General features: G+C 60.6%; 19 protein-coding genes and 1 pseudogene. 9 read left to right on the top strand and 11 right to left on the bottom strand.

The genetic code is table 11. The features are described 5' to 3' along the window. Positions 1–144: 144 nt before the first annotated feature. The 5 genes from epd (at position 145) to fba (ending at position 4,345) form a co-directional block, all read left to right on the top strand. Positions 145–1,200 carry an erythrose-4-phosphate dehydrogenase gene (epd, locus tag CKW21_RS21815; RefSeq protein WP_095195978.1) on the top strand — a complete coding sequence of 352 codons (1,056 nt, stop codon included), beginning with the start codon at positions 145–147 and terminating at the stop codon, positions 1,198–1,200. Between the two features lie 25 nt (positions 1,201–1,225). After that, positions 1,226–2,389, top strand: coding sequence for a phosphoglycerate kinase (locus CKW21_RS21810; RefSeq protein WP_095195977.1), 1,164 nt, complete (start codon positions 1,226–1,228; stop codon positions 2,387–2,389). A 34-nt stretch (positions 2,390–2,423) separates the two neighbouring features. Continuing rightward, on the top strand, positions 2,424–2,645 hold the full coding sequence (locus tag CKW21_RS21805; RefSeq protein ID WP_095195976.1) for a hypothetical protein: 222 nt from the start codon (positions 2,424–2,426) through the stop codon (positions 2,643–2,645). 56 nt (positions 2,646–2,701) lie between these two features. Continuing rightward, entirely contained in the window at positions 2,702–3,034 is a 333-nt protein-coding gene (locus CKW21_RS21800; RefSeq protein WP_095195975.1) for an MliC family protein, read from the top strand. Positions 3,035–3,280: 246 nt separating this feature from the next. Continuing rightward, positions 3,281–4,345, top strand: a complete 1,065-nt coding sequence (fba, locus tag CKW21_RS21795; RefSeq protein WP_030130215.1) for a class II fructose-bisphosphate aldolase — start codon at positions 3,281–3,283, stop codon at positions 4,343–4,345. A gap of 199 nt (positions 4,346–4,544) precedes the next feature. Here fba and CKW21_RS21790 read toward each other — a convergent pair whose 3' ends face one another. Continuing rightward, positions 4,545–5,213: a polysaccharide lyase family 7 protein gene (locus CKW21_RS21790; RefSeq protein ID WP_095195974.1), complete on the bottom strand. Its 669-nt coding sequence runs from the start codon at positions 5,211–5,213 to the stop codon at positions 4,545–4,547. Positions 5,214–5,537: 324 nt separating this feature from the next. Here CKW21_RS21790 and CKW21_RS21785 point away from each other — a divergent pair. From CKW21_RS21785 to CKW21_RS21775, 3 genes and pseudogenes are all read left to right on the top strand, one after another. After that, a pseudogene (locus CKW21_RS21785) lies at positions 5,538–7,661 on the top strand (putative bifunctional diguanylate cyclase/phosphodiesterase). Between the two features lie 45 nt (positions 7,662–7,706). Beyond that, a complete protein-coding gene (locus CKW21_RS21780; RefSeq protein WP_095195973.1) occupies positions 7,707–8,222 on the top strand; it encodes a M48 family metallopeptidase in 516 nt (171 codons plus the stop codon). Beyond that, the gene (locus tag CKW21_RS21775) at positions 8,213–8,509 is read left to right on the top strand and encodes a helix-turn-helix domain-containing protein (protein WP_046818280.1); all 297 of its coding nucleotides are present in this window, start codon (positions 8,213–8,215) and stop codon (positions 8,507–8,509) included. The genes CKW21_RS21780 and CKW21_RS21775 overlap by 10 nt, the downstream gene beginning before the upstream one ends. Before the next feature lie 97 nt (positions 8,510–8,606). Here the strand turns inward: CKW21_RS21775 and CKW21_RS21770 are convergent, their stop codons facing one another. Then, a complete protein-coding gene (locus CKW21_RS21770; RefSeq protein WP_095195972.1) occupies positions 8,607–9,059 on the bottom strand; it encodes a GNAT family N-acetyltransferase in 453 nt (150 codons plus the stop codon). A gap of 253 nt (positions 9,060–9,312) precedes the next feature. On the opposite strand from CKW21_RS21770, the gene CKW21_RS21765 reads away from it, so the two are divergent. Further along, positions 9,313–10,050 carry an ABC transporter substrate-binding protein gene (locus tag CKW21_RS21765; protein ID WP_095195971.1) on the top strand — a complete coding sequence of 246 codons (738 nt, stop codon included), beginning with the start codon at positions 9,313–9,315 and terminating at the stop codon, positions 10,048–10,050. An 89-nt stretch (positions 10,051–10,139) separates the two neighbouring features. On the opposite strand, the gene yccS is transcribed toward CKW21_RS21765, so the two are convergent. The 9 genes from yccS to betI form a co-directional block, all read right to left on the bottom strand. Then, a complete protein-coding gene (gene yccS, locus CKW21_RS21760) occupies positions 10,140–12,314 on the bottom strand; it encodes a YccS family putative transporter (RefSeq protein ID WP_095195970.1) in 2,175 nt (724 codons plus the stop codon). 265 nt (positions 12,315–12,579) lie between these two features. Next, positions 12,580–13,758 carry an NAD(P)/FAD-dependent oxidoreductase gene (locus CKW21_RS21755; RefSeq protein WP_095195969.1) on the bottom strand — a complete coding sequence of 393 codons (1,179 nt, stop codon included), beginning with the start codon at positions 13,756–13,758 and terminating at the stop codon, positions 12,580–12,582. A 151-nt stretch (positions 13,759–13,909) separates the two neighbouring features. Continuing rightward, a complete protein-coding gene (gene dbpA / locus CKW21_RS21750) occupies positions 13,910–15,247 on the bottom strand; it encodes an ATP-dependent RNA helicase DbpA (protein ID WP_256590301.1) in 1,338 nt (445 codons plus the stop codon). A gap of 281 nt (positions 15,248–15,528) precedes the next feature. Continuing rightward, positions 15,529–16,956, bottom strand: a complete 1,428-nt coding sequence (gene mdtD / locus CKW21_RS21745) for a multidrug transporter subunit MdtD (RefSeq protein ID WP_095195967.1) — start codon at positions 16,954–16,956, stop codon at positions 15,529–15,531. Between the two features lie 111 nt (positions 16,957–17,067). Further along, positions 17,068–18,405 (bottom strand): TldD/PmbA family protein, encoded by a 1,338-nt coding sequence (locus tag CKW21_RS21740; RefSeq protein WP_095195966.1) that lies wholly within the window; start codon positions 18,403–18,405, stop codon positions 17,068–17,070. Then, complete coding sequence (locus CKW21_RS21735; RefSeq protein ID WP_095195965.1) at positions 18,405–19,847, bottom strand: TldD/PmbA family protein; 1,443 nt, start codon at positions 19,845–19,847, stop codon at positions 18,405–18,407. The genes CKW21_RS21740 and CKW21_RS21735 overlap by 1 nt, the downstream gene beginning before the upstream one ends. A gap of 270 nt (positions 19,848–20,117) precedes the next feature. Further along, positions 20,118–21,818, bottom strand: coding sequence for a choline dehydrogenase (gene betA / locus CKW21_RS21730; protein WP_095195964.1), 1,701 nt, complete (start codon positions 21,816–21,818; stop codon positions 20,118–20,120). 153 nt (positions 21,819–21,971) lie between these two features. Beyond that, positions 21,972–23,444 carry a betaine-aldehyde dehydrogenase gene (betB, locus tag CKW21_RS21725; RefSeq protein WP_095195963.1) on the bottom strand — a complete coding sequence of 491 codons (1,473 nt, stop codon included), beginning with the start codon at positions 23,442–23,444 and terminating at the stop codon, positions 21,972–21,974. A 61-nt stretch (positions 23,445–23,505) separates the two neighbouring features. Beyond that, entirely contained in the window at positions 23,506–24,099 is a 594-nt protein-coding gene (betI, locus tag CKW21_RS21720; RefSeq protein ID WP_095195962.1) for a transcriptional regulator BetI, read from the bottom strand. Between the last annotated feature and the right edge of the window lie 326 nt (positions 24,100–24,425).

The following is a 24,425-nucleotide window of genomic DNA, read 5'->3' as shown; positions in this document are numbered from 1 at the left end:
ATGTATTGCCTGTTCTGGCGCCATCGCGGGCAAGCCCGCTCCCACAAGGATCTTCGCCGACCCTGTGGGAGCGGGCTTGCCCGCGATAGCGGTCGGTCAGGCAACGCTGCAGTGACAGATTCACCACGGTAATCGAGAACCCCCATGCCTCAACCGCGTCCCTACAAAGTTGCACTCAACGGCTACGGCCGGATTGGTCGTTGCGTCTTGCGTGCGTTGTTCGAGCGAGGCGAGAAGGCCGGGTTTGAAATTGTCGCGATCAACGATCTGGCCGACATGGCCAGCATCGAATACCTGACACGCTTCGACTCCACCCACGGGCGTTTTCCCGGTGAGGTGAAGGTCGACGGCGATTGTCTGCATATCAATGGCGACTGCGTGAAGGTATTGCGCAGTGCCACCCCCGAAGGCATCGATTGGGCGTCGCTGGGCGTCGATCTGGTGCTGGAATGCTCTGGCGCTTATCACACCCGTGAAGACGGCCAGCGTTTCCTCGACGCGGGCGCGCCGCGCGTTCTGTTTTCCCAGCCGATGGCCAGCGAGGCGGATGTCGACGCCACCATCGTCTATGGCGTGAACCAGGATTGCCTGACCGGTGACGAACTGCTGGTGTCCAACGCCTCTTGCACCACCAACTGCGGCGTGCCGCTGTTGCGCCTGCTGGATCAGGCTATCGGCCTGGAGTATGTATCGATCACCACGATTCACTCGGCGATGAACGATCAGCCGGTGATTGACGCCTATCACCATGAAGACCTGCGCCGCACCCGTTCGGCGTTCCAGTCGGTGATTCCGGTGTCCACCGGTCTGGCGCGCGGCATCGAACGCCTGTTGCCGGAACTTGCCGGGCGAATTCAGGCCAAAGCCGTACGTGTGCCGACGGTGAACGTGTCCTGCCTCGATATCACGATGCAGACGGTGAGTGACACCGACGCCACCGAGGTCAACCGGATCCTGCGCGAGGCTGCCACCAGCGGCCCGCTCAAAGGCCTTCTGGCCTATACCGAGTTGCCCCACGCCAGTTGTGATTTTAACCACGACCCACATTCGGCGATCGTCGATGCCAGTCAGACCCGCGTTTCCGGCCCACGGCTGGTGAACATCCTGGCCTGGTTCGACAACGAATGGGGTTTCGCCAACAGAATGCTGGATGTTGCAGAGCACTATCTGCAAACAGCGACTCCAACAACTGCTCTCTAAATCAGTAACCCAGGAAATGCGACCCATGACCGTGTTGAAGATGTCCGACCTCGATCTGCAAGGTAAGCGCGTACTGATCCGCGAAGACCTCAACGTCCCAGTCAAGGACGGTGTAGTCACCAGCGATGCGCGAATCCTGGCTTCGCTGCCGACCATCAAGCTGGCCCTGGAAAAAGGCGCGGCAGTGATGGTTTGCTCGCACCTTGGCCGTCCGACCGAAGGCGAATTCTCCGCCGAGAACAGCCTCAAGCCAGTCGCCGACTACCTGAGCAAGGCGCTGGGGCGTGAAGTGCCGCTGGTAGCCGATTACCTGGGTGGCGTCGACGTGAAAGCCGGCGACATCGTGCTGTTCGAAAACGTGCGCTTCAACAAGGGCGAGAAAAAGAACGCCGATGAACTGGCCAAGCAATACGCCGCCCTGTGCGACGTGTTCGTGATGGACGCCTTCGGCACGGCACACCGCGCCGAGGGTTCGACGCATGGTATAGCCAAGTTCGCCAAGGTCGCTGCTGCTGGCCCGCTGCTGGCCGCCGAACTGGACGCACTGGGCAAGGCCCTGGGTGCACCGGCCAAGCCAATGGCTGCCATCGTTGCCGGTTCCAAGGTTTCGACCAAACTCGACGTGCTGAACAGCCTGAGCCAGATCTGCGACCAGTTGATCGTCGGCGGCGGCATTGCCAACACCTTCCTGGCGGCTGCCGGTCACCCGGTCGGCAAATCCCTGTACGAGCCAGACCTGCTGGACACCGCCCGCGCCATCGCCGCCAAGGTCAGCGTTCCGTTGCCAGTGGATGTGGTGGTTGCCAAGGAATTCGCCGAAAGCGCAGCGGCCACCGTGAAACTGATCGCTGACGTCGCTGCCGATGACATGATTCTGGACATCGGTCCGCAGACCGCAGCGAATTTCGCCGAACTGCTGAAATCGTCGAAAACCATCCTGTGGAACGGCCCGGTCGGCGTGTTTGAGTTCGACCAGTTCGGAAACGGCACCAAGGTGCTGGCCCAAGCCATCGCGGACAGCGCGGCGTTCTCCATCGCTGGCGGCGGCGACACCCTGGCGGCCATCGACAAGTATGGCGTTGCCGAGCAAATCTCCTACATTTCTACCGGTGGCGGCGCGTTCCTCGAGTTCGTCGAAGGCAAGGTGCTGCCAGCCGTTGAAGTCCTGGAAAGCCGGGCCAAGGCCTGAGGCCGCCCGTTTGACCAGGCAAGGGAGTGTTTACATGGTCAAGACGTTAGCGCTGTTGATCGTCGCGGGTTCGCTGGCGGCTTGCGGGAGTAACCCGAAAGCCACGCCGGAGCCTGCGCCGGCTGCACCACAGAATGGCTGTTACCAGGCCGACTGGCAGGCGGAAACCAATCCGGTGCTCAACAAGCGTTCCGGGCCTGACGGCCTGGACAAATACGAGACACAGACCCCCGCCAAGGAACATGGTTGTCCTTGACGGGTCTGACTCTTTACCCAGTGCCGATGGCGTGCGCTGTCGGCCGAGGAACACGGATGAAAGGTTTTATCGCCATTACGGCGCTGGCTTTGCTGGCCGGATGCACTAACTTGAACCCGTTCCAGTCGTCCGCTGCGGCCGACAGCTGGACCACCTGGACCTGCGACAGCCAGGCCAAAGTGCTCTGGCGCTACGCCGATGACAGCCGCAAGGAAGTCGATGTACGTCTGGGCGGTGCCGATCAGGTCTATCGCTTGAAGCAGGAGCCGGGTGCGTCGGGTGCGCTGTACAGCAACGACATGCTGGCGTTTCACGTAAAAGGTGAGGAAGGCCTGGTTTACTGGGTCGCCACCAATGATTTGATTGGCCGCGGTTGTAAAGCGCAATAGCTGACACGAGACCCAATGTGGGAGCGAGCCTGCTCGCGAAAGCGGTCTGACAGGCACTGCGATGTGGGCTGCAAGATCGCCTTCGCGAGCAGGCTCGCTCCCACAGGGGCGGTGTCGAATTTGAGATTGATGCAACACCGAATTCGCAGCCCGGGCTCAACCCCCGATCTGCAATAACTTGAATAGCCGCCGCCGCTACGGCAGGCTGGCACGATTAACGACCCTCAACCGGGAGAGACACACACAATGGCACTTATCAGCATGCGCCAGATGCTGGACCACGCAGCCGAGTTCGGCTACGGCGTTCCAGCCTTCAACGTCAACAACCTTGAGCAGATGCGCGCCATCATGGAAGCCGCTGACAAGACTGACTCCCCGGTGATCGTCCAGGCTTCGGCCGGTGCTCGCAAATACGCCGGTGCGCCGTTCCTGCGTCACCTGATCCTGGCGGCAATCGAAGAATTCCCGCACATCCCGGTGTGCATGCACCAGGACCACGGCACCAGCCCTGACGTCTGCCAGCGCTCCATTCAACTGGGCTTCAGCTCGGTGATGATGGACGGTTCCCTGGGCGAAGACGGTAAGACTCCGACCGACTACGACTACAACGTGCGCGTTACCCAACAAACCGTGGCCATGGCTCACGCCTGTGGCGTTTCGGTAGAAGGCGAACTGGGTTGCCTGGGTTCGCTGGAAACCGGTATGGCCGGTGAAGAAGACGGTATCGGCGCTGAAGGCGTTCTGGATCACAGCCAGATGCTGACCGACCCGGAAGAAGCCGCTGACTTCGTCAAACGCACCCAGGTCGATGCCCTGGCCATCGCCATCGGCACCAGCCACGGCGCCTACAAGTTCACCAAGCCGCCTACCGGCGACGTGCTGGCGATCGACCGCATCAAGGAAATCCACAAGCGCATTCCGAACACTCACCTGGTGATGCACGGTTCGTCTTCGGTTCCGCAAGAGTGGCTGGCGATCATCAACCAGTACGGCGGCGACATCAAAGAGACCTACGGCGTACCGGTTGAAGAAATCGTCGAAGGCATCAAGCACGGCGTGCGCAAGGTCAACATCGACACCGACCTGCGCCTGGCGTCCACCGGTGCGATGCGTCGCCTGATGGCCACCAACCCGAGCGAATTCGACCCACGTAAGTTCTTCGGCGCCACCGTGACCGCCATGCGTGACGTGTGCATTGCGCGTTATGAGCAGTTTGGTACTGCCGGTAATGCTTCGAAGATCAAGCCGATCTCGCTGGAGGCGATGTTCCAGCGTTACCTGAAAGGTGAGTTGAACGCCAAGGTCAACTAAGCCCTGCGCGTTCCAGCTCTACAAAAAACCCGCAGAAATGCGGGTTTTTTTATGGGTGATGATTTGATGTTGGTGTACCCATTGTGGCGAGGGAGCTTGCTCCCGCTGGACTGCGCAGCAGGCCTTCTTTTATTGGGGCCGCTTCGCGACCCAGCGGGAGCAAGCTCCCTCGCCACAGATTCGGTATCTGGCTCGTTTGCTACTTATCGTGATCAATATCCAGCTTGCTGAACGTCACTTTCCCGCCTTCACTGGTGTACCCGGTGTTGTCCTGCACATACACCCCGGCCTTGAAGTACAACGGCTTGTCGCGCCATTTCGCGCTGATGATGGTGTCCCACTGGTAACCCGCGGCACTGATGCCCAACGCGCCGCCGGGGCTCAGGTGGATGAGGTAGGAGAACTCGCGGTCCAGTTTCACGCCGGTTGCGATGGTGATGACCCGGCCCGTGTCGTCATCGGGGTGCATGCGCACTTTGGCGACGATGTTGCCGGTCTCGGTGGCTGTCTTGTATTGATACTCCACTTTCACCATGGGCTTCTGGCTTTGATAGGCGTGGATCTGACCGATGACGATCTTGCCCGAGCTTGGCACTTGATTGACTGCCAGGGTAGCGCGCAGGGAATTGTCGGCATCCGGGTAGTACCAGTTTTTCAGGGTGCCGTTGCTGTAGGTTTCCCGCAGTTCGGTGCGGGGATATTTGGCATTTTCGGTTCGGGTACCGGTCACCGGGGACCAGAAAAACAGTGTGCCGGTGTCGGAGTGGAAGTATTGATCCTTGAAGCCGTTCACCAGTTTGGAGGTTTCTACGGTGTACGGCGGGCTGCCGACAGGAACGCTGAGGTTCCAGGTTGCGAGGTCGATCATAGGCAAAGCTTCCACGATTTTTTTGCAGTACGAACGTACCAGAAGCTCTAGCACGGGCCTTTTAGGGCGGTCTTTATAAGCGTAGAAGGCTTTTTTGTTAATGCCTGCCTGACAAATGGGTGACGTCAAAATCCTGTTAAAAGGCCATCTCTCCCGGTTTTAGCGGTCTTCAGGCATGACCGTTAGTCGGTAAATGAACCTATTGGTTAAATGATGGCGTACTGACACCTTCTGCTTTACTGGATCCAGGTCTAGAGTGAAGTATTAAAATTTGTCCGGTTTTCACGAGAGACCGGCCTGACGTCCTGAACAAAGAGAAGCAGCATGGAATGCGCGCAATCCCCGCCAGCTGAAGGCCGTTCTACGTTATTAATTGTCGACGATTACCCGGAAAACCTGATCAGCATGCGCGCGTTGTTGCAGCGCCAGGACTGGCAGGTCATGACCGCTGCTTCGGGTTTCGAAGCGCTCAGTCTGTTGCTTGAACACGATATCGACCTGGTGCTGCTGGATGTGCAGATGCCGGGCATGGACGGTTTTGAAGTGGCACGCCTGATGCGTGGCAGTCAGCGGACCCGGCTGACGCCGATCATTTTCCTGACCGCCAATGAGCAGTCCCAGGACGCGGTGATCAAGGGCTATGCCAGTGGTGCCGTGGATTACCTGTTCAAACCGTTTGACCCGCAAATTCTCAAGCCCAAGGTCCAGGCGCTGCTGGAACACCAGCGCAATCGCCGGGCCTTGCAGCGTCTGAGTCATGATCTGGAGGTCGCTCGCGCCTTCAATGCTTCGGTGCTGGACAACGCCGCCGAGGGTATTTTGGTGGTCGATGAGGGCGGTCAGATCCGCTTTGCCAACCCGGCGATGTCGCGCCTGCTCAATGCCACGGTACAAGAACTTCAAGGTCGGGCGTTTCTGGATTTCCTGCAAAAGCCGCACATCCCGAACTGGGCCACTTCGGACTTGTTGGCCGGTTATGAACGCGGTGAAACCCTGCGCTTGCACGATGCGTCGCTGCGCACCGCGCCCGGTCAGCTGGTGCCGGTGGCGCTGTCCTGTGCGCCTTTGCCTGCCGAGCAGCACGCCATGGTGGTCACGGTGCTGGACATGTCGGTCGTGCGCCACCTGCATCAGTAACTCGAATTTCAGGCGGTTACTGATCCGCTGACCGGGCTGCTCAACCGCCGTGGGTTTTACCAGACCGTGGAAAATCTTTTGCTGCGTGGCGAGCGCACCGACAGTGCCTGGGTGCTCTTGTACCTCGACCTGGACGGCTTCAAACGGGTCAATGACTCCCTCGGTCACGATGCCGGTGATCGGGTGTTGCGCTGGGTGTCCGAGCAGTTGAAGGCTTGCCTGCGGCCCTTCGACATTCTGGCGCGTATGGGCGGTGATGAATTCACCGCATTACTGGACCTGGAATTCCCCGAGCAAGCGGCCAAGATTGCCGAGAAATTGATCGAGCGAGTCTCGATCTGTCAGCAAATCGATGGTCTGGATATTGCCCTGGGTGCCAGCATCGGCATCGCCACGTACCCGGATTGCGGGGCCAATCTGGACGGATTGCTGCGGGCATCCGACATCGCGATGTACGAGGCCAAGCGCGCTGGTCGCCAGCAATATCGCTTCTACGATCATGAAATGAATGGCCGGGCGCGTTCGCGGTTGATGCTGGAAGAAAGCGTTCGTACGGCCATCGAGAACCGCGATTTCAATCTGGTCTATCAACCGCAGGTGGCCATCGCCGGGGGACAGATCCGCGGCTTCGAAGCCTTGTTGCGTTGGCAGCACCCGAGCGTCGGTGATGTTCCGCCGGGACTGTTTTTACCGTTGCTGGAAGAGGCGCGATTGATCAGTCGCCTGGGTAGCTGGATTTACCAGCGCGGCGCCGGACAACGCAAAGCCTGGGAAGCACTGTTTGCCGAGGATCTGGTGTTGAGCGTCAGTTTGAGCGGCACCCAGTTCGCCATGCCCAATCTGGTCACCGAATTGCGCCAGGTACTGGAGCGGCATGGCTTGCAGCCCCGTCATCTTGAAGTAGAGGTCACGGAAGAAGCCTTGACGCATAACCCGGAAGAAACCCGTAAACAACTGCGTTTGCTGCGTAGCCTGGGCGTCAGGGTGGCGCTGGACGATTTCGGTTCCGGGCAGTGTTCGCTGGCGCATTTGCGCGATCTGGAGCTGGATACGCTCAAGCTCGACCGTCATCTGATCGCTCGGCTGCCGGAGTCTTCACGGGACGCAGCGCTGGTGCGCAATGTGATCGAGCTGTGCAAGCAGTACGACATGCTGGTGATCGCCGAAGGCGTGGAAACCATGGCGCAATATGAATGGCTGCAAGCCAATGGCTGTGAGTATGTGCAGGGGTTTCTGGTTGCGCGGCCGATGATGGCCGAGGACACCGGTCACTTCGTGCAGCCCTTCGACTGGAGCGCGCTGACCCGCTGAATTCGCTACACTGGCCATCTTTCCGTCCTTTGTGTTGCCGTTGCGATGACCGCGTTGAAATACCTCCAGGCCTATCCCGCTTCGCTGCAGGATCAGGTACGCCAACTGATCGACGACGGTCGGCTGGGTGACTACTTGAGCAAGCGCTACCCGCAAAAGCACGGGGTGCAGAGCGACAAGGCGTTGTATACCTACGCCCTAGAACTCAAGCAGGAATACCTGCGTAACGCCCCGGCCATCGACAAGGTGTTGTTCGACAACCGCCTGGACCTGACCCACCGCGCCCTTGGCCTGCACACCACGATCTCACGGGTGCAGGGCGGCAAACTCAAGGCCAAGAAGGAAATCCGTATCGCCTCGCTGTTCAAGGAGGCGCCCTCCGAGTTTCTGAAAATGATCGTGGTTCACGAGTTGGCGCATTTCAAGGAATCCGATCACAACAAGGCGTTCTACAAGTTGTGCGAACACATGCTGCCGGGTTATCACCAGGTGGAGTTCGATGTGCGGGTGTACCTGACCTGGCGGGATATGCAATCTTTCGAGGAGCATAAATGGACGTAAGCAAGACCAAGAGCAGCTTCTATCGTCGTTTGTATGTGGCGTACCTGATCGACAGCGGGCTGGCCAGCAGTGTTCCGGCTTTGACCGAGGTCACCGGAATGCCGCGGCGCACAGCCCAGGACACCATCGCCGCGCTGGCGGATCTGGATATCGTTTGCGAGTTCGAACAGGAAGAGGGCGCGCGAAACCACGCTGGGCGCTACCGGATTCGTGGCTGGGGGGCGATTGATCGGGGGTGGATCGAGCGTAATCTTCGGCAGATCAAGGCGGTGCTTGAATATCCCTGAGTGTTGTAGTGACTGATCTGACGCCTTCGCGAGCAGGCTCGCTCCTACAGTTGAAATGCATTCCAATGTGGGAGCGAGCCTGCTCGCGACGAGGGCCTTACGAGCGACGCATCCCGATGTGCGGAATACCATCCTCGACGAACGCTTCACCCGCCACCTCAAACCCGTACCGCCCGTAATACCCCTGCAAATGCGCCTGGGCCGAGAGATAGATCGGCATGTCGGGCCAGTATTTCTCCGCTTGTTTCAGCGCCTGCGCCATCAACTCATGCCCCAACCCGGTGCCTCGTGCCTGTGGTGCAATGATTACCCGGCCGATCACCACGTCACCACCCTGTAACTCGGGATCGAGCAAGCGCAGGTACGCCACCAATCGATCCCCGTCCCAGGCCATCAAATGGCAAGTGTCGCCTTCCAGATCCTGGCCATCGATGTCCTGATAGACGCATTTCTGCTCGACGACGAACACCTCGGCACGCAACTGCAAAATGGCGTACAGCTGCTCCTTGCCCAGATCGCTGTGGTGTTTGCAGACCCATTCGATTGTCATGTCCTGATTCCTTGAAAACGTCCCTGTGATGGTAAGCGCCCCGGCGATGGATGTCTTTATGGCGGAGAAATCTGTGACAAAGACCAAAATGCCATCATTCATTTCGCGCTTCTGTGTCTTCTTTGTGTAATCTGGAATCAAGCGATGTGCTGGCTTCAATGAGCTAACGTTTAGTGCCTGGGTGTGCCGGTAAGGGGCTTGGAGTTTTAGCTGAAAACACGTCGGGCATCCCGCCCGCTAAGGATTTTCTAGCATGCCGCGATTGCATCGAGCCTTTGCTTTGACTGGATTGCTGTTGCTCATTCAGGACGCGGCGGCGGAAAAGCTGCGTCTGGTGGCCGATGCCTGGCCGCCCTTTACCGATGCCACGCTGGTCAATGGTGGCCTGGCCACCGATATTGTCAGTACCGCGCTGGCGCGGGCCGGTTATGCCAGTGATTTCGAGCAGGTGCCCTGGGCGCGAGCGTTGCTCGGTGTGGGCGAGGGGCGATACGACGTGCTGGTCAATGCCTGGTACACCGACGAACGCACCAAGCTCGGCCAGTTTTCCAGCGAGTATCTGGTCAACCGTGTGCGCTTTATCAAGCGTAAAGACGCGCCGATCGAATTCAACAATCTGCAGCAACTGCACACCTACCCGGTTGCGGTGGTGCGAGGGTACGCCTATTCGCCGGCGTTCGATGGCGATGCGTCGTTGCAGAAGGTTCCGGTACACAGCTTCGCCATGGCCGTGCGAATGGTCGCCGCCGACCGGGTCAAGCTGACCCTGGAAGATGAATACGTCGCGCGTTATTACCTGGCCCGTGAATCCGCCAAGGTGCGCAATGCCGTGGAATTCCTGCCCAAGCCGCTGAGCGAGAACAGCCTGCACATCCTGGTCAGCCTGAAGAACCCCAAGCATGAGCAGATCGTTGCCGGTTTCGACCGGGAGATTGCCAGGATGAAGGCGGATGGGAGTTATGAGCGGTTGATGAAGCAGCATGGGATGTAGGTAAAAAGCAGCTGCAAGCTGCAAGCTGCAAGCGGCAAGTTGGAGTGATGTGGAGCCCTGCTTTTTCTTGGAGCTTGCAGCTTGTAGCTTCAATCTGTTTTCAACAAATGCGCCGCCAGGGTCCGCAACGGCCCCAGTTGCCGGCAGATCAACGCCAGTTGTGTCTGCACCAGCCGCTGGCCTTCATCGATTTCATCGGGCATTTGCTCGAGCTCGTTGGCCAGCGCTTCTTCCTCATCGCTCTGAATCGCAATGGCGGATTTGCTGGCCAGCCCCTGGGCGATTTCGTCGATGCTGACCGCCAGTTTCACGCCGGCACCCTGGATCAAATGCTCGCGTACATCCGACGGCAGCTGGGTTTCCCGGTGCGCGCCCAGGCCTGACAAATAACTGAGCAGCGTGTGCGAGAGCACCAGAAAACGGAACCCCACATCCGCTTCCTTACGGAAATGCCCCGGTTCCATCAGCATGTTGGCCAGGGTGGTCGACAGCGCCGCATCGGCGTTGTGCGCATTGCGCCGGGCCAGGCGATAAGCCAGGTCGTCGCTCTTGCCGGCAGCGTATTGCTGCATGATCTGGCGCAGGTAAATGCTGTTGCAGGTCAGGGTATTGGCCAGCACTTTGTTCAGGCGTCGGCCCTGCCAGTCCGGCAGGAAGAGGAATACCGCGAGACCGGCGATCAGGCTGCCGAGCAAGGTATCGAACAGCCGTGGCAGGAATAGACCGTAGCCGTCACCCACCTGGTTAAAACAGAACAACACCATCAGGGTGATCGCGGCCGTCGCCAAGGTGTAGCGGGTGGTGCGGTTGGTAAAGAACACCACCCCGGCGGCAATCGCGAAGCACGATTGGATCAGCGGGTTGGGGAACAGGTCGAACAGCGCCCAGGCCAGGGTCAGGCCGATGGCGGTGCCGATGATCCGCTGACCGAGTTTGCGCCGGGTGGCGCCGTAGTTCGGCTGACAGACAAAAAGGGTCGTCAGGATGATCCAGTAACCTTGGGACGGGTGGATCAAATGCACCATCGCATAACCGATGCTCAAGGCCAGGGGCAGGCGCAGGGCATGGCGGAACAGCAGCGATGTCGGCGTCAGTTGCGTACGCAGGCGCACCCAGACGTCCTTGAAATTGCGGGGTGAGCGGTCGAGCAGGCTGCTGTCGGTCGCGTCGGCCAGGGCATCAGGGTTGCTGGCGTCGCTGAGCAAGCGGTCGAGGGTGCCAAGGTTCGCCGCCAGCGCTCGCAACGAACGCAGCAAGCCGCGCCAGGCCGGGTTGCTCTGGATGCGCAGGTGTTCAAGGGAGGCGTGCAGATCGCTCAGGGCTTCGGCGAAGCTGGCGTCATAAACGAACGGCTGGCGCATCTGGATCGACTCGGCCAGCGCCCGGCAGGCTTTCCCCTGCTGCCGCAGCAGGCGCTGGCAGCGGAACAGCACGTCGCTGTGGAAGAACGCTTCGGCCAGGGCGTTGTAAGGGTAATGCGAGGAACTGGCGCGCTCGTGGATGTCCTGGGCGAGGAAGTACAGCTTCAGATAGCGGCTGACTTTCGAGCCCGGGCGACCGTTGCCCACGCGGTGGAGAATGATTTCCTTGGCCGCGTTGAGTGCGGCGACCACGCGACCGTTCTGCTGGGCCAGCTCCAGTCGCCGTGCTTCCACGTCCATCTGCCGGACGGGTTCGAACAGCGACGACTTCAACTTCAGGTAATAACCCAGCTCCCGGAACAGTTTCGCCAGGCTCTGCTGCACTGGTTGATTGGAAAACAGCGCCTGCCACAACACCGAGAGCAGGCCGTACCAGGCCGCACCGGCCACCAGCAGCACCGGCTCATGCCAGACATCGGTCACCGCGCCGCCGCGCTGATCCACGCCGATCATGGTGTAGACCGACAGAATCAGCGTCGCCGAGGCAATCGCGCCATAGCGTTCGCCCAAGGCACCGAGCATGGTCAGGCAGAAGGCGGCCAGGGCGAAGGCGATGATGAAAAAGATGGGGTAGGGGAACAGCAGTTCGACCGACAGCGCGGCGACCAGGAAACACACCAGCGTCACGGCCAGCGCGTTGAGGCGGCCTTGCCAACTGTCGTCGGTCTCGGCCAGGGCGCTGGCGATAATCCCCAGGAACAACGGGATCAGCAGCCCCATTTCATCCTGATACCAACACAGCGCCATGGTACCGGTCAGGGCGATGAACACCCGCACGCTGTAGCTGAATTTATCCAGCGCCCAAAGGCGACGCAGAGACTGACTGAACGAGGTCAATGACATGAAATGCGAAGGCCTTCCGAGGCGATGCCGCTAAATTGAGCCAGTAATGACGCCGACGCAATGGCGGCGATCACATCTGACAGCAAAATCTGTTCCTTTACCGAACAATGCCCGCCTCAATTTTTCAGGCAAGCCAAGAAACCTGTGGGAGCTGGCTTGCCAGCGATAGCGGTCTGACAGTCAACAAAGTTGTTGGATGTACTGACTTCATCGCTGGCAAGCCAGCTCCCACAGTGATTGCATTTCACATTAGAGAAATGAGGTATCAGACGTACTGCGCAGCTGCGTAACCCGAAGCCCACGCCCACTGGAAATTGAACCCGCCCAGATGCCCGGTCACGTCCAGCACTTCGCCGATGAAATACAGCCCTGGGCTTTTCAGCGACTCCATGGTCTTGGATGAGACCTCGTTGGTATTCACCCCGCCCAGGGTCACTTCGGCGGTGCGGTAGCCTTCGGTACCGGCCGGCACGACTTTCCAGCTCGCCAGTTTTTCGGCGATGTCCGCCAGTTCCGCGTGGGTGTATTGCTTCATCGGTTTGGAGACAAACCAGTTATCCGCCAGCAGGTTGGCCATCTTCTTGGTGAAGATTTCACCGAGCAGGGTTTTCAGCTCGCTGTTGGGGCGTTCGGCTTGCTGTTGTTGCAGCCAGGTCGGCACGTCGTGGTCTGGCATCAGGTTGATTTCGACGGTATCGCCTGATTCCCAGAACGAGGAAATCTGCAAAATCGCCGGGCCGCTGAGGCCGCGGTGGGTGAACAGGATGTTCTCGCGGAAACTCTGGTCGTTGCAGCTGACCAGGCAATCCACCGATGTACCTGACAGTTCGGTGCACAGCGCCTTGAGCTGATCGGTGATGGTGAACGGCACCAGGCCGGCGCGGGTCGGCAGCAGGTCGTGACCAAACTGCTTGGCTACCTGATAGCCGAAGCCGGTGGCGCCCAGGGTCGGAATCGACAGGCCACCGGTGGCGATCACCAGGGACTCGCAGGTGATCTGCCCCATCGTGGTATCCAGCAAATAGCCTTTCTCAAGCTTTTCGATGGTCTGGATCGAGGTGTCCAGGTGCAGGCTGACGCCGACCTGATTGCACTCATCGAGGAGCATTTCGAGGATGTCGCTGGATTTGTTATCGCAGAACAACTGGCCGAGCTTTTTCTCGTGGTACGGCACGCCGTGCTTGGCGACCATGCCGATGAAGTCCCACTGGGTGTAGCGGGCCAGGGCGGATTTACAGAAATGCGCGTTCTGCGAGAGGAAATTGCCCGGTTCGGTGTACATGTTGGTGAAATTGCAGCGACCACCGCCCGACATCAGGATTTTCTTGCCGGCCTTGTTGGCGTGGTCGAGCAACAGCACCTTGCGCCCGCGCCCGGCGGCGGTCAGCGCACACATCAACCCTGCGGCGCCAGCGCCAATGATCACGACTTCGGTAGAGCGCAAAACGGTGTCCTCTCAGTGTTCACCACAATACAAACTGTGGGAGCGAGCCTGCTCGCGAAAGCGGTGTGTCAGTCAACCATGGGCCAACTGACAGATTGCATTCGCGAGCAGGCTCGCTCCCACAGGGGATCTTCGTAGGTTGGAAGATCGCTTACAAAATACGCACGCGCAACGAACGGCCCTTGATCTTGCCGTCGTTCAGGCGCTGCAGGGCCTGCTTGGCGACGCCACGTTCCACGGCCACGTAGGCCTGGAAATCGAAAATCGCAATCTTGCCGACCTGGGCACCCGGGATCCCGGCGTCACCGGTCAATGCGCCTAGAATATCGCCTGGACGAACCTTGTCCTTGCGGCCGGCAGCGATACACAGGGTGCTCATCTGCGGCAGCAGCGGGCCGCCGCCCTTGGAGGTGAGGTTGTCCACCTGATCCCAGGTCAACGGCGTCTTCTGCAATTGTTCGATGGCTTGTGCACGCTGCGCCTCGGACGGCGCGACCAGGCTGATGGCGATACCTTTCTCGCCGGCACGACCGGTACGGCCGACGCGGTGGATGTGGATTTCCGAATCGCGGGCGAGCTCGACGTTGATCACCATGTCCAGGGAGTCAATGTCCAGGCCGCGCGCCGCGACGTCGGTGGCCACCAGTACCGACGTGCTGCGGTTGGCGAACATCGCCAGTACCTGATCGCGGTCACGCTGTTCCAGATCGCCGTGCAGGCCGACGGCGGAAATGCCTTTGGCGGTCAGGTGATCGACGGTTTCCTGAACCTGTTGCTTGGTGAAGCAGAAGGCCACGGTGGACGCTGGACGGAAGTGGCCCAGGACTTTGGTCACCGCGCTCATGCGCTCTTCCGGGGAGATCTCGTAGAAGCGCTGCTCAATCTGGGTGTCGTCGTGGAACGCCTCGGCCTTCACTTGCTGCGGGTTGCGCATGAACTTCGAGGCCAGCTGCTTGATGCCCACCGGGTAAGTGGCGGAGAACAGCAGGGTCTGGCGACGTTCCGGGGCCTGCATGATGATTTCTTCGATGGAATCGTAGAAACCCATATCGAGCATGCGGTCGGCTTCGTCGAGGATCAGTGTGTTCAGGCCATGGAGCACCAGCGAACCCTTGCGCAGGTGCTGCTGGATGCGTCCCGGGGTGCCGACGATGATGTGTGCGCCATGTTCCAGCGAAGCGATCTGCGGGCCGAGAGACACGCCGCCACACAGGGTCAGGACCTTGATGTTGTCTTCGGCACGGGCCAGGCGACGGATTTCCTTGGCGACCTGGTCGGCGAGCTCGCGGGTCGGACACAGGATCAGCGCCTGGCAACCGAAATAACGCGGGTTGATCGGGTTCAACAGGCCGATACCGAAGGCGGCGGTCTTGCCGCTGCCGGTCTTGGCCTGGGCGATCAAGTCCATCCCCTTGAGGATCACCGGCAAGCTTTGCGCCTGGATCGGCGTCATCTGGGCATAACCGAGGGAGTCGAGGTTAGCCAGCATGGCGGCGGACAGCGGCAAAGTATTAAAAGCGGTGGCGATGGTGGTCACGGGACTGGCCTGCAAAACAAAATGTCGCGCAGTGTACCAGCCTCTGGCCACTTTCCTCGAAAGTTCTGGACGAACGCAAACCAGTGGCGAGGGGATTTATTTGTGGCGAGGGGATTGATCCCCGTTCGGCGGCGAAGCCGTCGCAAAAACCTGTGTGCACGGTTCGCCTGATGGGGCACTGGGGTCGCTTCGCAACCCAACGGGGATAAATCCCCTCGCCACAAATGTTCTCCTCAATGTTCGATGTGTTCTTCCGGGCGTTTGACGCGCCGTCCGTCTTCCCGCGACAGCTGGGAGAAGATCGTCGCCGCCAGCATCGCCATGATGCCAACGGTCACGAACGTCAGCTGAAAGGCGCCCAAAACGGTCTGAACGCCATCGTTCCCGATCTGTGCCGTGAACCCGCCGAGCAGCGCTCCGGCACAGGCCACCCCCAGGCTCAGGGACAGTTGCGCCACCACCGACAACAAACTGTTGCCGCTGCTGGCGCTGGCGTCGTCGAGGTCGATCAGGGTCACGGTATTCATCGCGGTGAACTGCAAGGAGTTGATCGCCCCGAGGATCGCCAGCAGGCACAGCAGCAGCCAGTACGGCGTCTGCTCGCTGACCAGGCCCATGCTCGCCAGCATGATGCCCAGCGCCAGGGTGTTGCCGGTCAGGACGATGCGGTAGCCCAGGCGCTCGATCAGCGGTCGTGCCACCCACTTGGCGATCATCGCCGCCGCGGCCAGCGGCAGCATGCTCATCCCGGCCTGTGACGGTGAATAGCCCAGCGCCACTTGCAGCAGCAACGGCACCAGAAAGGGCAGGGCGCCGCTGCCGAGTCGGGCGAACAGGTTGCCGAGGATGCCGACGGCGAAAGTCCGGGTCTTGAACAGCGACGGTGCGAACAACGGATTGTCGATATGCCCTGCGCGCAGCCAGTAAGCCGCCAGGCAAGCCATGCCGCCGAACAGCAGCAACATCACCCGCAGGTGCGGTAAATGCAGTTCGCCCAGGCCTTCCATGGCGATGGTGATCAGGATCATCGCCGCCCCGAACAGCACAAAGCCAAGGCTATCGAAACGGGTGCGTTCGGAGCCGCGCAGGTCCGGGATGAATTTCCACACGGCGTAGCAACCGATTACCCCCACTGGCAGGTTGATCAGGAAGATCCAGTGCCAGGTCAGGTATTCGACCATCCACCCGCCCATGGTCGGGCCAATCAACGGGCCGAGCAGGCCGGGGATGGTGATGAAACCCATGATGCGCACCAGCTCCGAGCGCGGGTAGGCGCGCAGCACCACCAGCCGCCCGACCGGCAGCATCAACGCGCCGCCCAGGCCCTGGATCACCCGGGCGCCGATCAGCAGGGTCAGGCTGTTCGACATGGCGCAAAGCAGTGAGCCGAGGCTGAACAGCAGAATGGCGCCGAAGAAGATTTTCCGGGTGCCGAAACGGTCGGCGATCCAGCCTGAAGCGGGGATCAGCAAGGCGACGGTGAGCATGTAGGCGATGATTACGCCCTGCATGCGCAGCGGGTCTTCCGCCAGGTCCGCGGCCATGGCCGGCAGGGCGGTGTTGAGGATGGTCCCGTCGAGGGACTGCATGAAGAAGGCAATGGCGACGACCCACGGCACCCAGCGGGCGGTGACAGGGTCGAGAGGTGGGCGGTTGGGCATGGGACCTCTTGTCAGTGTGAATCAGGGAGTCCGTGGTGGCTTCTTCGCGAGCAGGCTCGCTCCCACAGGTTATTCACCGTCCATGTGGGAGCGAGCCTGCTCGCGAAGCTTTTAAAGGGTCAGTGTGAGCCGGCTGACCAGTGCCCCCGGCAACAACGCCGACGCCGTTGCCCGCTGGCTGTAGGTGCTGGCCGACAACAGCAACTCGCGTTCAGCGGTCAGCGCTTCCAGCTGCGAGCCCAGCAAACTGTAGGCACTGTCATCGAAACGCATGGTGCTGACCGGTGCCTGGATCTCGCCGTTCTCGACCCAGAAGGTCGCAAAGCGGGTCATGCCCGTCATGCGTGCCCCCGGCTGGTCCGAAAAATTCAGGTACCACAGGTTGCTGATGTACAAACCGGTGCCCAGTTGCTTGAGGACGTCCGCCTCCAGCAGCGCCCCAGCCTGCATGTTCAAGGCGCTCGGCGATTCCCCGCCGCTGGCGCCGTTGGCGGTCAGGCCATACTCGGCGGCGCTGCGTGAGCCGACCAGTTGCGCGCCGGCCCTGCCTTCGACAATCAACTTGAGATCACTGCGCGGATAGCCTTCGTCGGAGAACGCCGGGCTCAACGAACCACTGACTTTTTCATCCAGCGACACCAGCGGGCTGAAGCTTTGATCACCCCCATAGAGCTTCTGCAGCGGGCTGCTCTTGCTGGCAATCGACTGCGCCGAGAAACCACCCCAGCACAGCATGCCCATGATTTCTTCCAGCGCGGCCGGCGCCAGGTAAGCGCGGTATTGACCCGGCGCCAGGGTGCGCGTTGGTCGCCCCAGGTAGTCAAGTTGCTCGCGGGCCTGCTGGAAGCGCTTGGCAAAACCCTCACTGCTCCAGTCGTGCCCGGCGTAGCTGGCCTTCACGGCCTGGCCGTTTTCATGGAACAGGCTGAAGTCGAAGTTGAAGCTGTTGGCCTGATGCCAGCCGAATGCCCCGGCGGAACTGGCGAAGCCACGGCTGATCGGACCTGCCGCGTAGAAACCGACCAGGTCCAGGCCTTCGGCGGCGCGGGTGATTTCGGCGACTACTTGCTCGGTATCCGGCAGTGGATGCTCTTGAACATTCTTACTCTGCCAACCGTTGTAGTTGAGCAGCAGATAGGGGTCTTGCGGCAGCAGCGGCAGGGTTTCGCGCAATTGTTGCAGGCCTTCGGCCAGGCGTTGTCGGTCCACCTGCGGATCGCCGGACAGGGTGATGTCGAGGTCGGCGTGACGGCCATCGTTGATCAGTTTCAGACTGAGGCTCGCCTGCTGGACCTGCCCGGCCTGGCGCACCTTGGCGTGGTTGAAACGCACGAAGGCCGACGATTCGGCGGCATAGCCGAGGGTGAACTGTTCCGGTTCACGCAAGGCTTCGCGCAAGCCGTTGACCAAGGCCTTGAACGATTCGGCTTGAGCTTTGGACGTACTCATCAGGCGTCTCCCCCAAACACATCAACATTGCTGAATACACAGGCCGGTGACGCATGGCCGACGCGGATCACCTGGTTCGGTTCGCCCTTGCCACAGTTCGGGGTGCCAAGGACCTTGACGGTGCCGGCATCGCCGACAGCGCTGAGGCTCTTCCAGAACTGCGCGGAAATCGCCCGGTAATTCGGGTTCTTCACCACGCCCTTGAGTTCGCCGTTCTCGATCAACTGGCCCCATTCGCAACCGAACTGGAATTTGTTGCGCGCATCGTCGATGGACCAGGAGCGGTTGGTGCTCATCAGGATGCCGTGTTCGATGTTGCCGATCAGGTGTTCCAGCGGTTGATCGCCCGGCTCGATATTGAGGTTGGCCATGCGATCGATCGGCGGACGGTTCCAGCCGCAGGCGCGGCTGTTGGCGACGCCGTCCAGTCCAGCGCGGAATTGCGATAGCGCACCGCCCAATGGCCGAAGCAACAGGCCTTCGCGGATCAGGAATTGTTTGCTGGCGGCGCTGCCGTCGTCGTCATGGCCGTAGCTGGCGAGCTGTTCGGGAATGTCCGGGTCGAAGGTCACGTTGAGCAGTTTCGAACCGTATTGCAGGCTGCCGAAGTCTTCGGGTTTGACGAAACTGGTGCCGGCGTAATTGCGCTCGTCGCCGAGGATGCGGTCCAGTTCCAGCGGGTGGCCGATGGATTCGTGGATCTGCAGCATCATCTGGTCGGGCATCAGCAGCAGGTCGCGCGGGCCTTGTGGGGTGTTCGGCGCCAGCAGCAATTGCAGCGCCTGATCGGCGATTTTCGGGCCGGCACCGAACAGGCCGCAGCGACTGATTACATCAAAGCCGCCCTGTTGGCCGAAGTTCTCGCGGCCCAAGGTGCGGGTCTGGCTGTCGTTGCCGTCGTAGGCGGTGACTTCCAGGCCGGGATAGACGAAGCGCTGTGCCTGGCGCAGTTCGGCGCCTGCGGTATTGAGGTAGATCTGCTCGACGTGGGTGATGCCGATGCTCACCTGCCAGTTCACCAGGCGCTCGTCCTTGGGCACGGCGGCGGATTCGGCGCCGAGCAGTTGATAGCAATCGCTCAGGGACGGGAACGGCTGGTCGAGGTTGGGCGAGAAGTAGTCGGCGCGGTCGCTGGACACGGTTTGTTCGCGCAGGTCCAGCAAGGCGTGGGATTTGAGTCGACGGGCCTGCTGTTCGGCGCGTTCGAGGGCGGCCTGCAAGCCCTGTTGTGACAGGTCATTGGTGGCGGCATAGGCTTCGACGCCGTTGACCCGTACGGTCAGCATCGCGCCTTCGTCACGGCGCAGGCTCGGCGGTTCCGCCACGTTCTTGCGCACCGACAGGTACTGGCCGGACTCGCGCACATAACGCAGGGAAAAGAATTCAGCGCCCGTGCGCAAGGCAGCGAAGCGCTGCTTGAGCTGGGGGTGGAAATCGAACATTCGGGAACCTCCTTGGTATGGAGTGAGGGCGGAGCGGTGCTGCAAGGAGAGGGGTGAAACGATTGCGTGGCGCTAGAGTAGGCCTGCGTGGGGGCTGGATCAAGGATGGAGCGGTGCGGGAAGGTTTAACCGGGGTGAGTCAGATACAGATGTGTTGTTTTACAAGGCCTCTTCGCGAGCAGGCTCGCTCCCACATTGGACCTGTGAATAACTCAGGTCTTATGTGGGAGCGAGCCTGCTCGCGAATAGCCGTAATACGGTGTAACGGTATTACGCGGTCTGGCTGACTTCACGCATCGGCTTGCCCTTCACCGGCGCATCGCCGGCCACATAATAGGCGGCCTTGCTGCGCGGCAATGGCTGGCGGCCACGGATCTTGTCGGCGATTTTCTCGGCCATCATGATCGTCGGCGCATTCAGGTTGCCGGTGGTGATGATCGGCATGATCGAGGCATCGACCACGCGCAGGCCTTGCATGCCATGCACGCGACCTTCGCCATCGACCACGGCCATCTCGTCGGTGCCCATCTTGCACGAGCAGGACGGGTGGAACGCGGTTTCGGCGTGCTCACGGATGAACGTGTCCAGCTGCTCATCGGTTTGCACTTCGATGCCCGGGCTGATTTCGCGGCCGCGGAAGGCGTCCAGTGCAGGTTGCTGCATGATTTCACGGGTCAGGCGAATGCCGTCGCGGAATTCCTGCCAGTCCTGCTCGGTGGCCATGTAGTTGAACAGGATGCTCGGGTGCTGGCGCGGGTCCTTGGACTTGACCTGGATGCGACCACGGCTCGGCGAACGCATGGAGCCCATGTGCGCCTGGAAACCGTGCTCTTTCACACCATTGCTGCCGTTGTAGTTAATCGCTACCGGCAGGAAGTGGTACTGGATGTTCGGCCATTCGAATTCCGGACGGGTACGAATGAAACCGCCGGCTTCGAACTGGTTGCTGGCGCCGATGCCGGTGCCGTTGAACAGCCACTCGGCACCGATGGCCGGCTGGTTGTGCAGGAGCAGCGACGGGTACAGCGAGACCGGTTGGGTGCAAGCGTATTGCAGGTACAACTCAAGGTGGTCCTGCAGGTTTTCACCGACGCCCGGCAAGTCGTGGACCACTGGAATGTCGAGCTTGTTCAGCAGCTCGGCAGGGCCGACGCCGGAGCGTTGCAGGATCTGCGGCGAAGCGATGGCGCCGGAGCACAGCAGGACTTCCTTGCGTGCCTTGACTTCAACGCGTTCTTCAGTCGCGCCGACCAGGTAACGCACGCCGACCGCACGCTTGCCTTCGAACAGGATCTTGTCGGTCAGGGCGTGGGTGACGATGGTCAGGGTCGAACGCTTCTTGGCCACGTCCAGGTACCCGCGAGCGGTGGAAGCGCGACGGCCTTTGGGCGTCACGGTGCGGTCCATCGGACCGAAACCTTCCTGCTGGTAACCGTTGAGGTCTTCGGTGCGCGGGTAACCGGCCTGCACGCCGGCTTCGACCATGGCGTGGAACAACGGGTTGTTGCCGGCTTTTGGCGTGGTCACGCTGACCGGACCTTCACCACCGTGGTAGTCGTTCGGGCCTATGTCACGGGTTTCCGCCTTGCGGAAATACGGCAGGCAATCGAGGTAGGTCCAGTCTTCCAGCCCAGGCAGTTTCGCCCAGCCGTCGTAGTCCATGGCGTTGCCGCGGATGTAGCACATGCCGTTGATCAGCGAGGAACCACCCAGGCCCTTGCCGCGACCGCACTCCATCCGGCGACCGTCCATGTGTGGCTCCGGATCGGTTTCGTAGGCCCAGTTGTAGCGACGGCCTTGCAGCGGGAACGCCAGCGCGGCAGGCATCTGCGTGCGGAAGTCCATGCGGTAGTCCGGGCCGCCCGCTTCGAGCAGCAGGACGGTGACGCCTTCGTCTTCAGTCAGACGGGTCGCCAGGGTGTTACCGGCCGAGCCGGCACCGATGATGATGTAATCGAATTCTTGGGACATTGAATGCACCCTCTTTGAAGTTGGTTCAGGTCAGGCCATGGCGAGTGCTGCGCACTCGATTCGCGAGCAGGCTCGCTCCCACAGTGGAACGCGTACTTCTGTGGGAGCGAGCCTGCTCGCGAAGACGGCCTCGCAGGCGAAGCGAATGTCGCCTTAGAACACCGAGGCGTAATCGCCCAGCTCGACCTGTACCGATTTGATGCGGGTGAAGTTGTTCAGCGAGCTGATCCCGTTTTCACGGCCAACACCCGACTGCTTGTAGCCGCCGACCGGCATCTTGGCGTCGGATTCGCCCCAGGCGTTGATCCAGCAGATACCGGCTTCCAGCTGATGAATTACGCGGTGGGCGCGGTTCAGGTCCTTGGTGACGATACCGGCGGCCAGGCCGAAGTCGGTGTCGTTGGCGCGGCGGATCACTTCTTCTTCGGTTTCGTAGCTGAGGATCGCCATGACCGGGCCGAAGATTTCTTCACGGACGATGGTCATGTCGTCGGTGCAGTCAGTGAATACGGTCGGTGCGACGAATGCGCCTTTGCCGAATTCGCCGTCAGTCAGACGTTCGCCACCGCACAGCAGACGTGCACCTTCTTCCTTGCCCTTGGCGATGTAGCCCAGCACGCTTTCCATGTGGGCGAAGCTGACCAGCGGGCCGAAGTTGGTGTTTTCGTCTTCCGGGTTGCCGATGCGGATGCGTGCAACACGTTCAGCGATCTTGGCTTCGAACGCGGCTTTCAGGTGGGCCGGTACGAATACGCGGGTACCGTTGGTGCAAACCTGACCGGAGCTGTAGAAGTTGGCCATCATCGCGGTGTCGGCGGCGCGGTCGAGGTCGGCGTCGTCGCAGATGATCAGCGGGGATTTGCCGCCCAGTTCCATGGTCACGTCTTTGAGCGAAGAGCTCGAAGCGCTGGCCATGACTTTCTTGCCGGTGTCGGTGCCGCCGGTGAACGAGACTTTCTCGATGCGCGGGTGCTCGGTCAGCCAGGTGCCGACTTCGCGGCCGCTGCCGGTCAGGACGTTGAACACGCCTGCTGGCAGACCGGCTTCGGTGTAGATTTCGGCCAGTTTCAGGGTGGTCAGCGAGGTGACTTCGCTTGGCTTGAAGATCATCGCGTTACCGGCCGCCAGGGCAGGTGCGGATTTCCACAAGGCAATCTGGATCGGGTAGTTCCACGCGCCGATGCCGGCCACGACGCCCAGCGGCTCGCGACGGGTGTAGACGAACGACGTGGTGCGCAGCGGGATCTGCTCGCCTTCGATGGCTGGCACCAGGCCCGCGTAGTACTCCAGCACGTCGGCGCCGGTGACGATGTCGACGTAACGGGTTTCGGAGTAAGCCTTGCCGGTGTCCAGGGTTTCCAGGGCGGCCAGTTCGTCGTTGCGCTCACGCAGGATGTCCACGGCGCGACGCAGGATGCGCGAACGCTCCATGGCGGTCATGGCGGCCCAGATTTTCTGGCCCTTTTCGGCGCTGACGACGGCGCGCTCGACGTCTTCCTTCGTCGCACGTTGTACTTTTGCGAGGACTTCACCGTTAGCCGGGTTGATGGCTTCGAACGTGGCGTCGCTGCCAGCGTCGGTGTACGCGCCATCGATGTAGAGTTTTTGCAGTTCGAAACGGGCCATATTGTCCTCGCAAGTGCATCAGTGATTGGCGCGTTCAGGGGTTGAGCGTTCTATGTGTGCTCTAACTCACCTGCTTGGCCAGTTGGAAATCCATGTATTCGTAAGCGATCCGGTGCGCCTGCTCGGTGTCGAAAGCGTCTCCCGACAGCGCACCGCGCAGCCACAAACCGTCAATGAGGGCTGCCAGGCCACGGGCTGCACTGCGCGCATCGTCGAGCGACAGTACGCGGCGGAACTGGCAGCACAGGTTGGAATACAGACGGTGATCGTTGATCCGCTGCAACCTGTGCAAAGACGGGTGGTGCATGCTGGTGGCCCAGAAGGCCAGCCAGGTTTTCATTGCCGGGCCATTGACCTGGCTGGCGTCGAAGTTGCCTTCGATGATCACCTGAAGGTGCGCCCGCGGGCTGTTGTCCTTCAGCGCCTGACGGCGCGCGGTGACGTTCTCGCTGAGGACGCTCATCAGATACTGCGCCGTGGCAGCAATCAGGCCGTTCTTGTCCTGAAAATAGTGACTGATGATGCCATTCGAGACACCGGCCAAACGGGCGATCAGCGCAATGCTGGCGTCCCCCATTCCGACCTGATCGACGGCCAGTAAAGTGGCTTCGATCAATTGCTGGCGGCGAATGGGTTGCATACCGACCTTGGGCATCTTGCACATCTCCTTGGGCCTTCCGGCAGACGCAAAACGTCTATCGGATTGAGGGCCAGTCTATTTTGTTTTGATTGAACGTTCAATCAACAAAGAATAAGATCTGCGACAAATCGTCGCTGCCTACAGGTTTTTCCTACATGTAGCTGGCGGAAAAACGACATCCCAAAACGCTCGAAACCCACGCGCACTGGCGCTCCCGGGCTTCGGGCTTTTTTCGGGGTGTCTTTATATCACCCACTGGTCGGCTGCCCACTAACCGATTGGTCGGGTTCCGTGTTGCCTTGCGTTCTTCACTCGCACTGCCTGGAGCATCTGTGCAATGA

This window comes from Pseudomonas sp. Irchel 3A7, from assembly GCF_900187565.1.
GTDB lineage: Bacteria > Pseudomonadota > Gammaproteobacteria > Pseudomonadales > Pseudomonadaceae > Aquipseudomonas.
The sequence above is the reverse complement of the archived record's forward strand: the minus strand, read 5'-3'. Positions and strand labels throughout refer to the sequence as shown.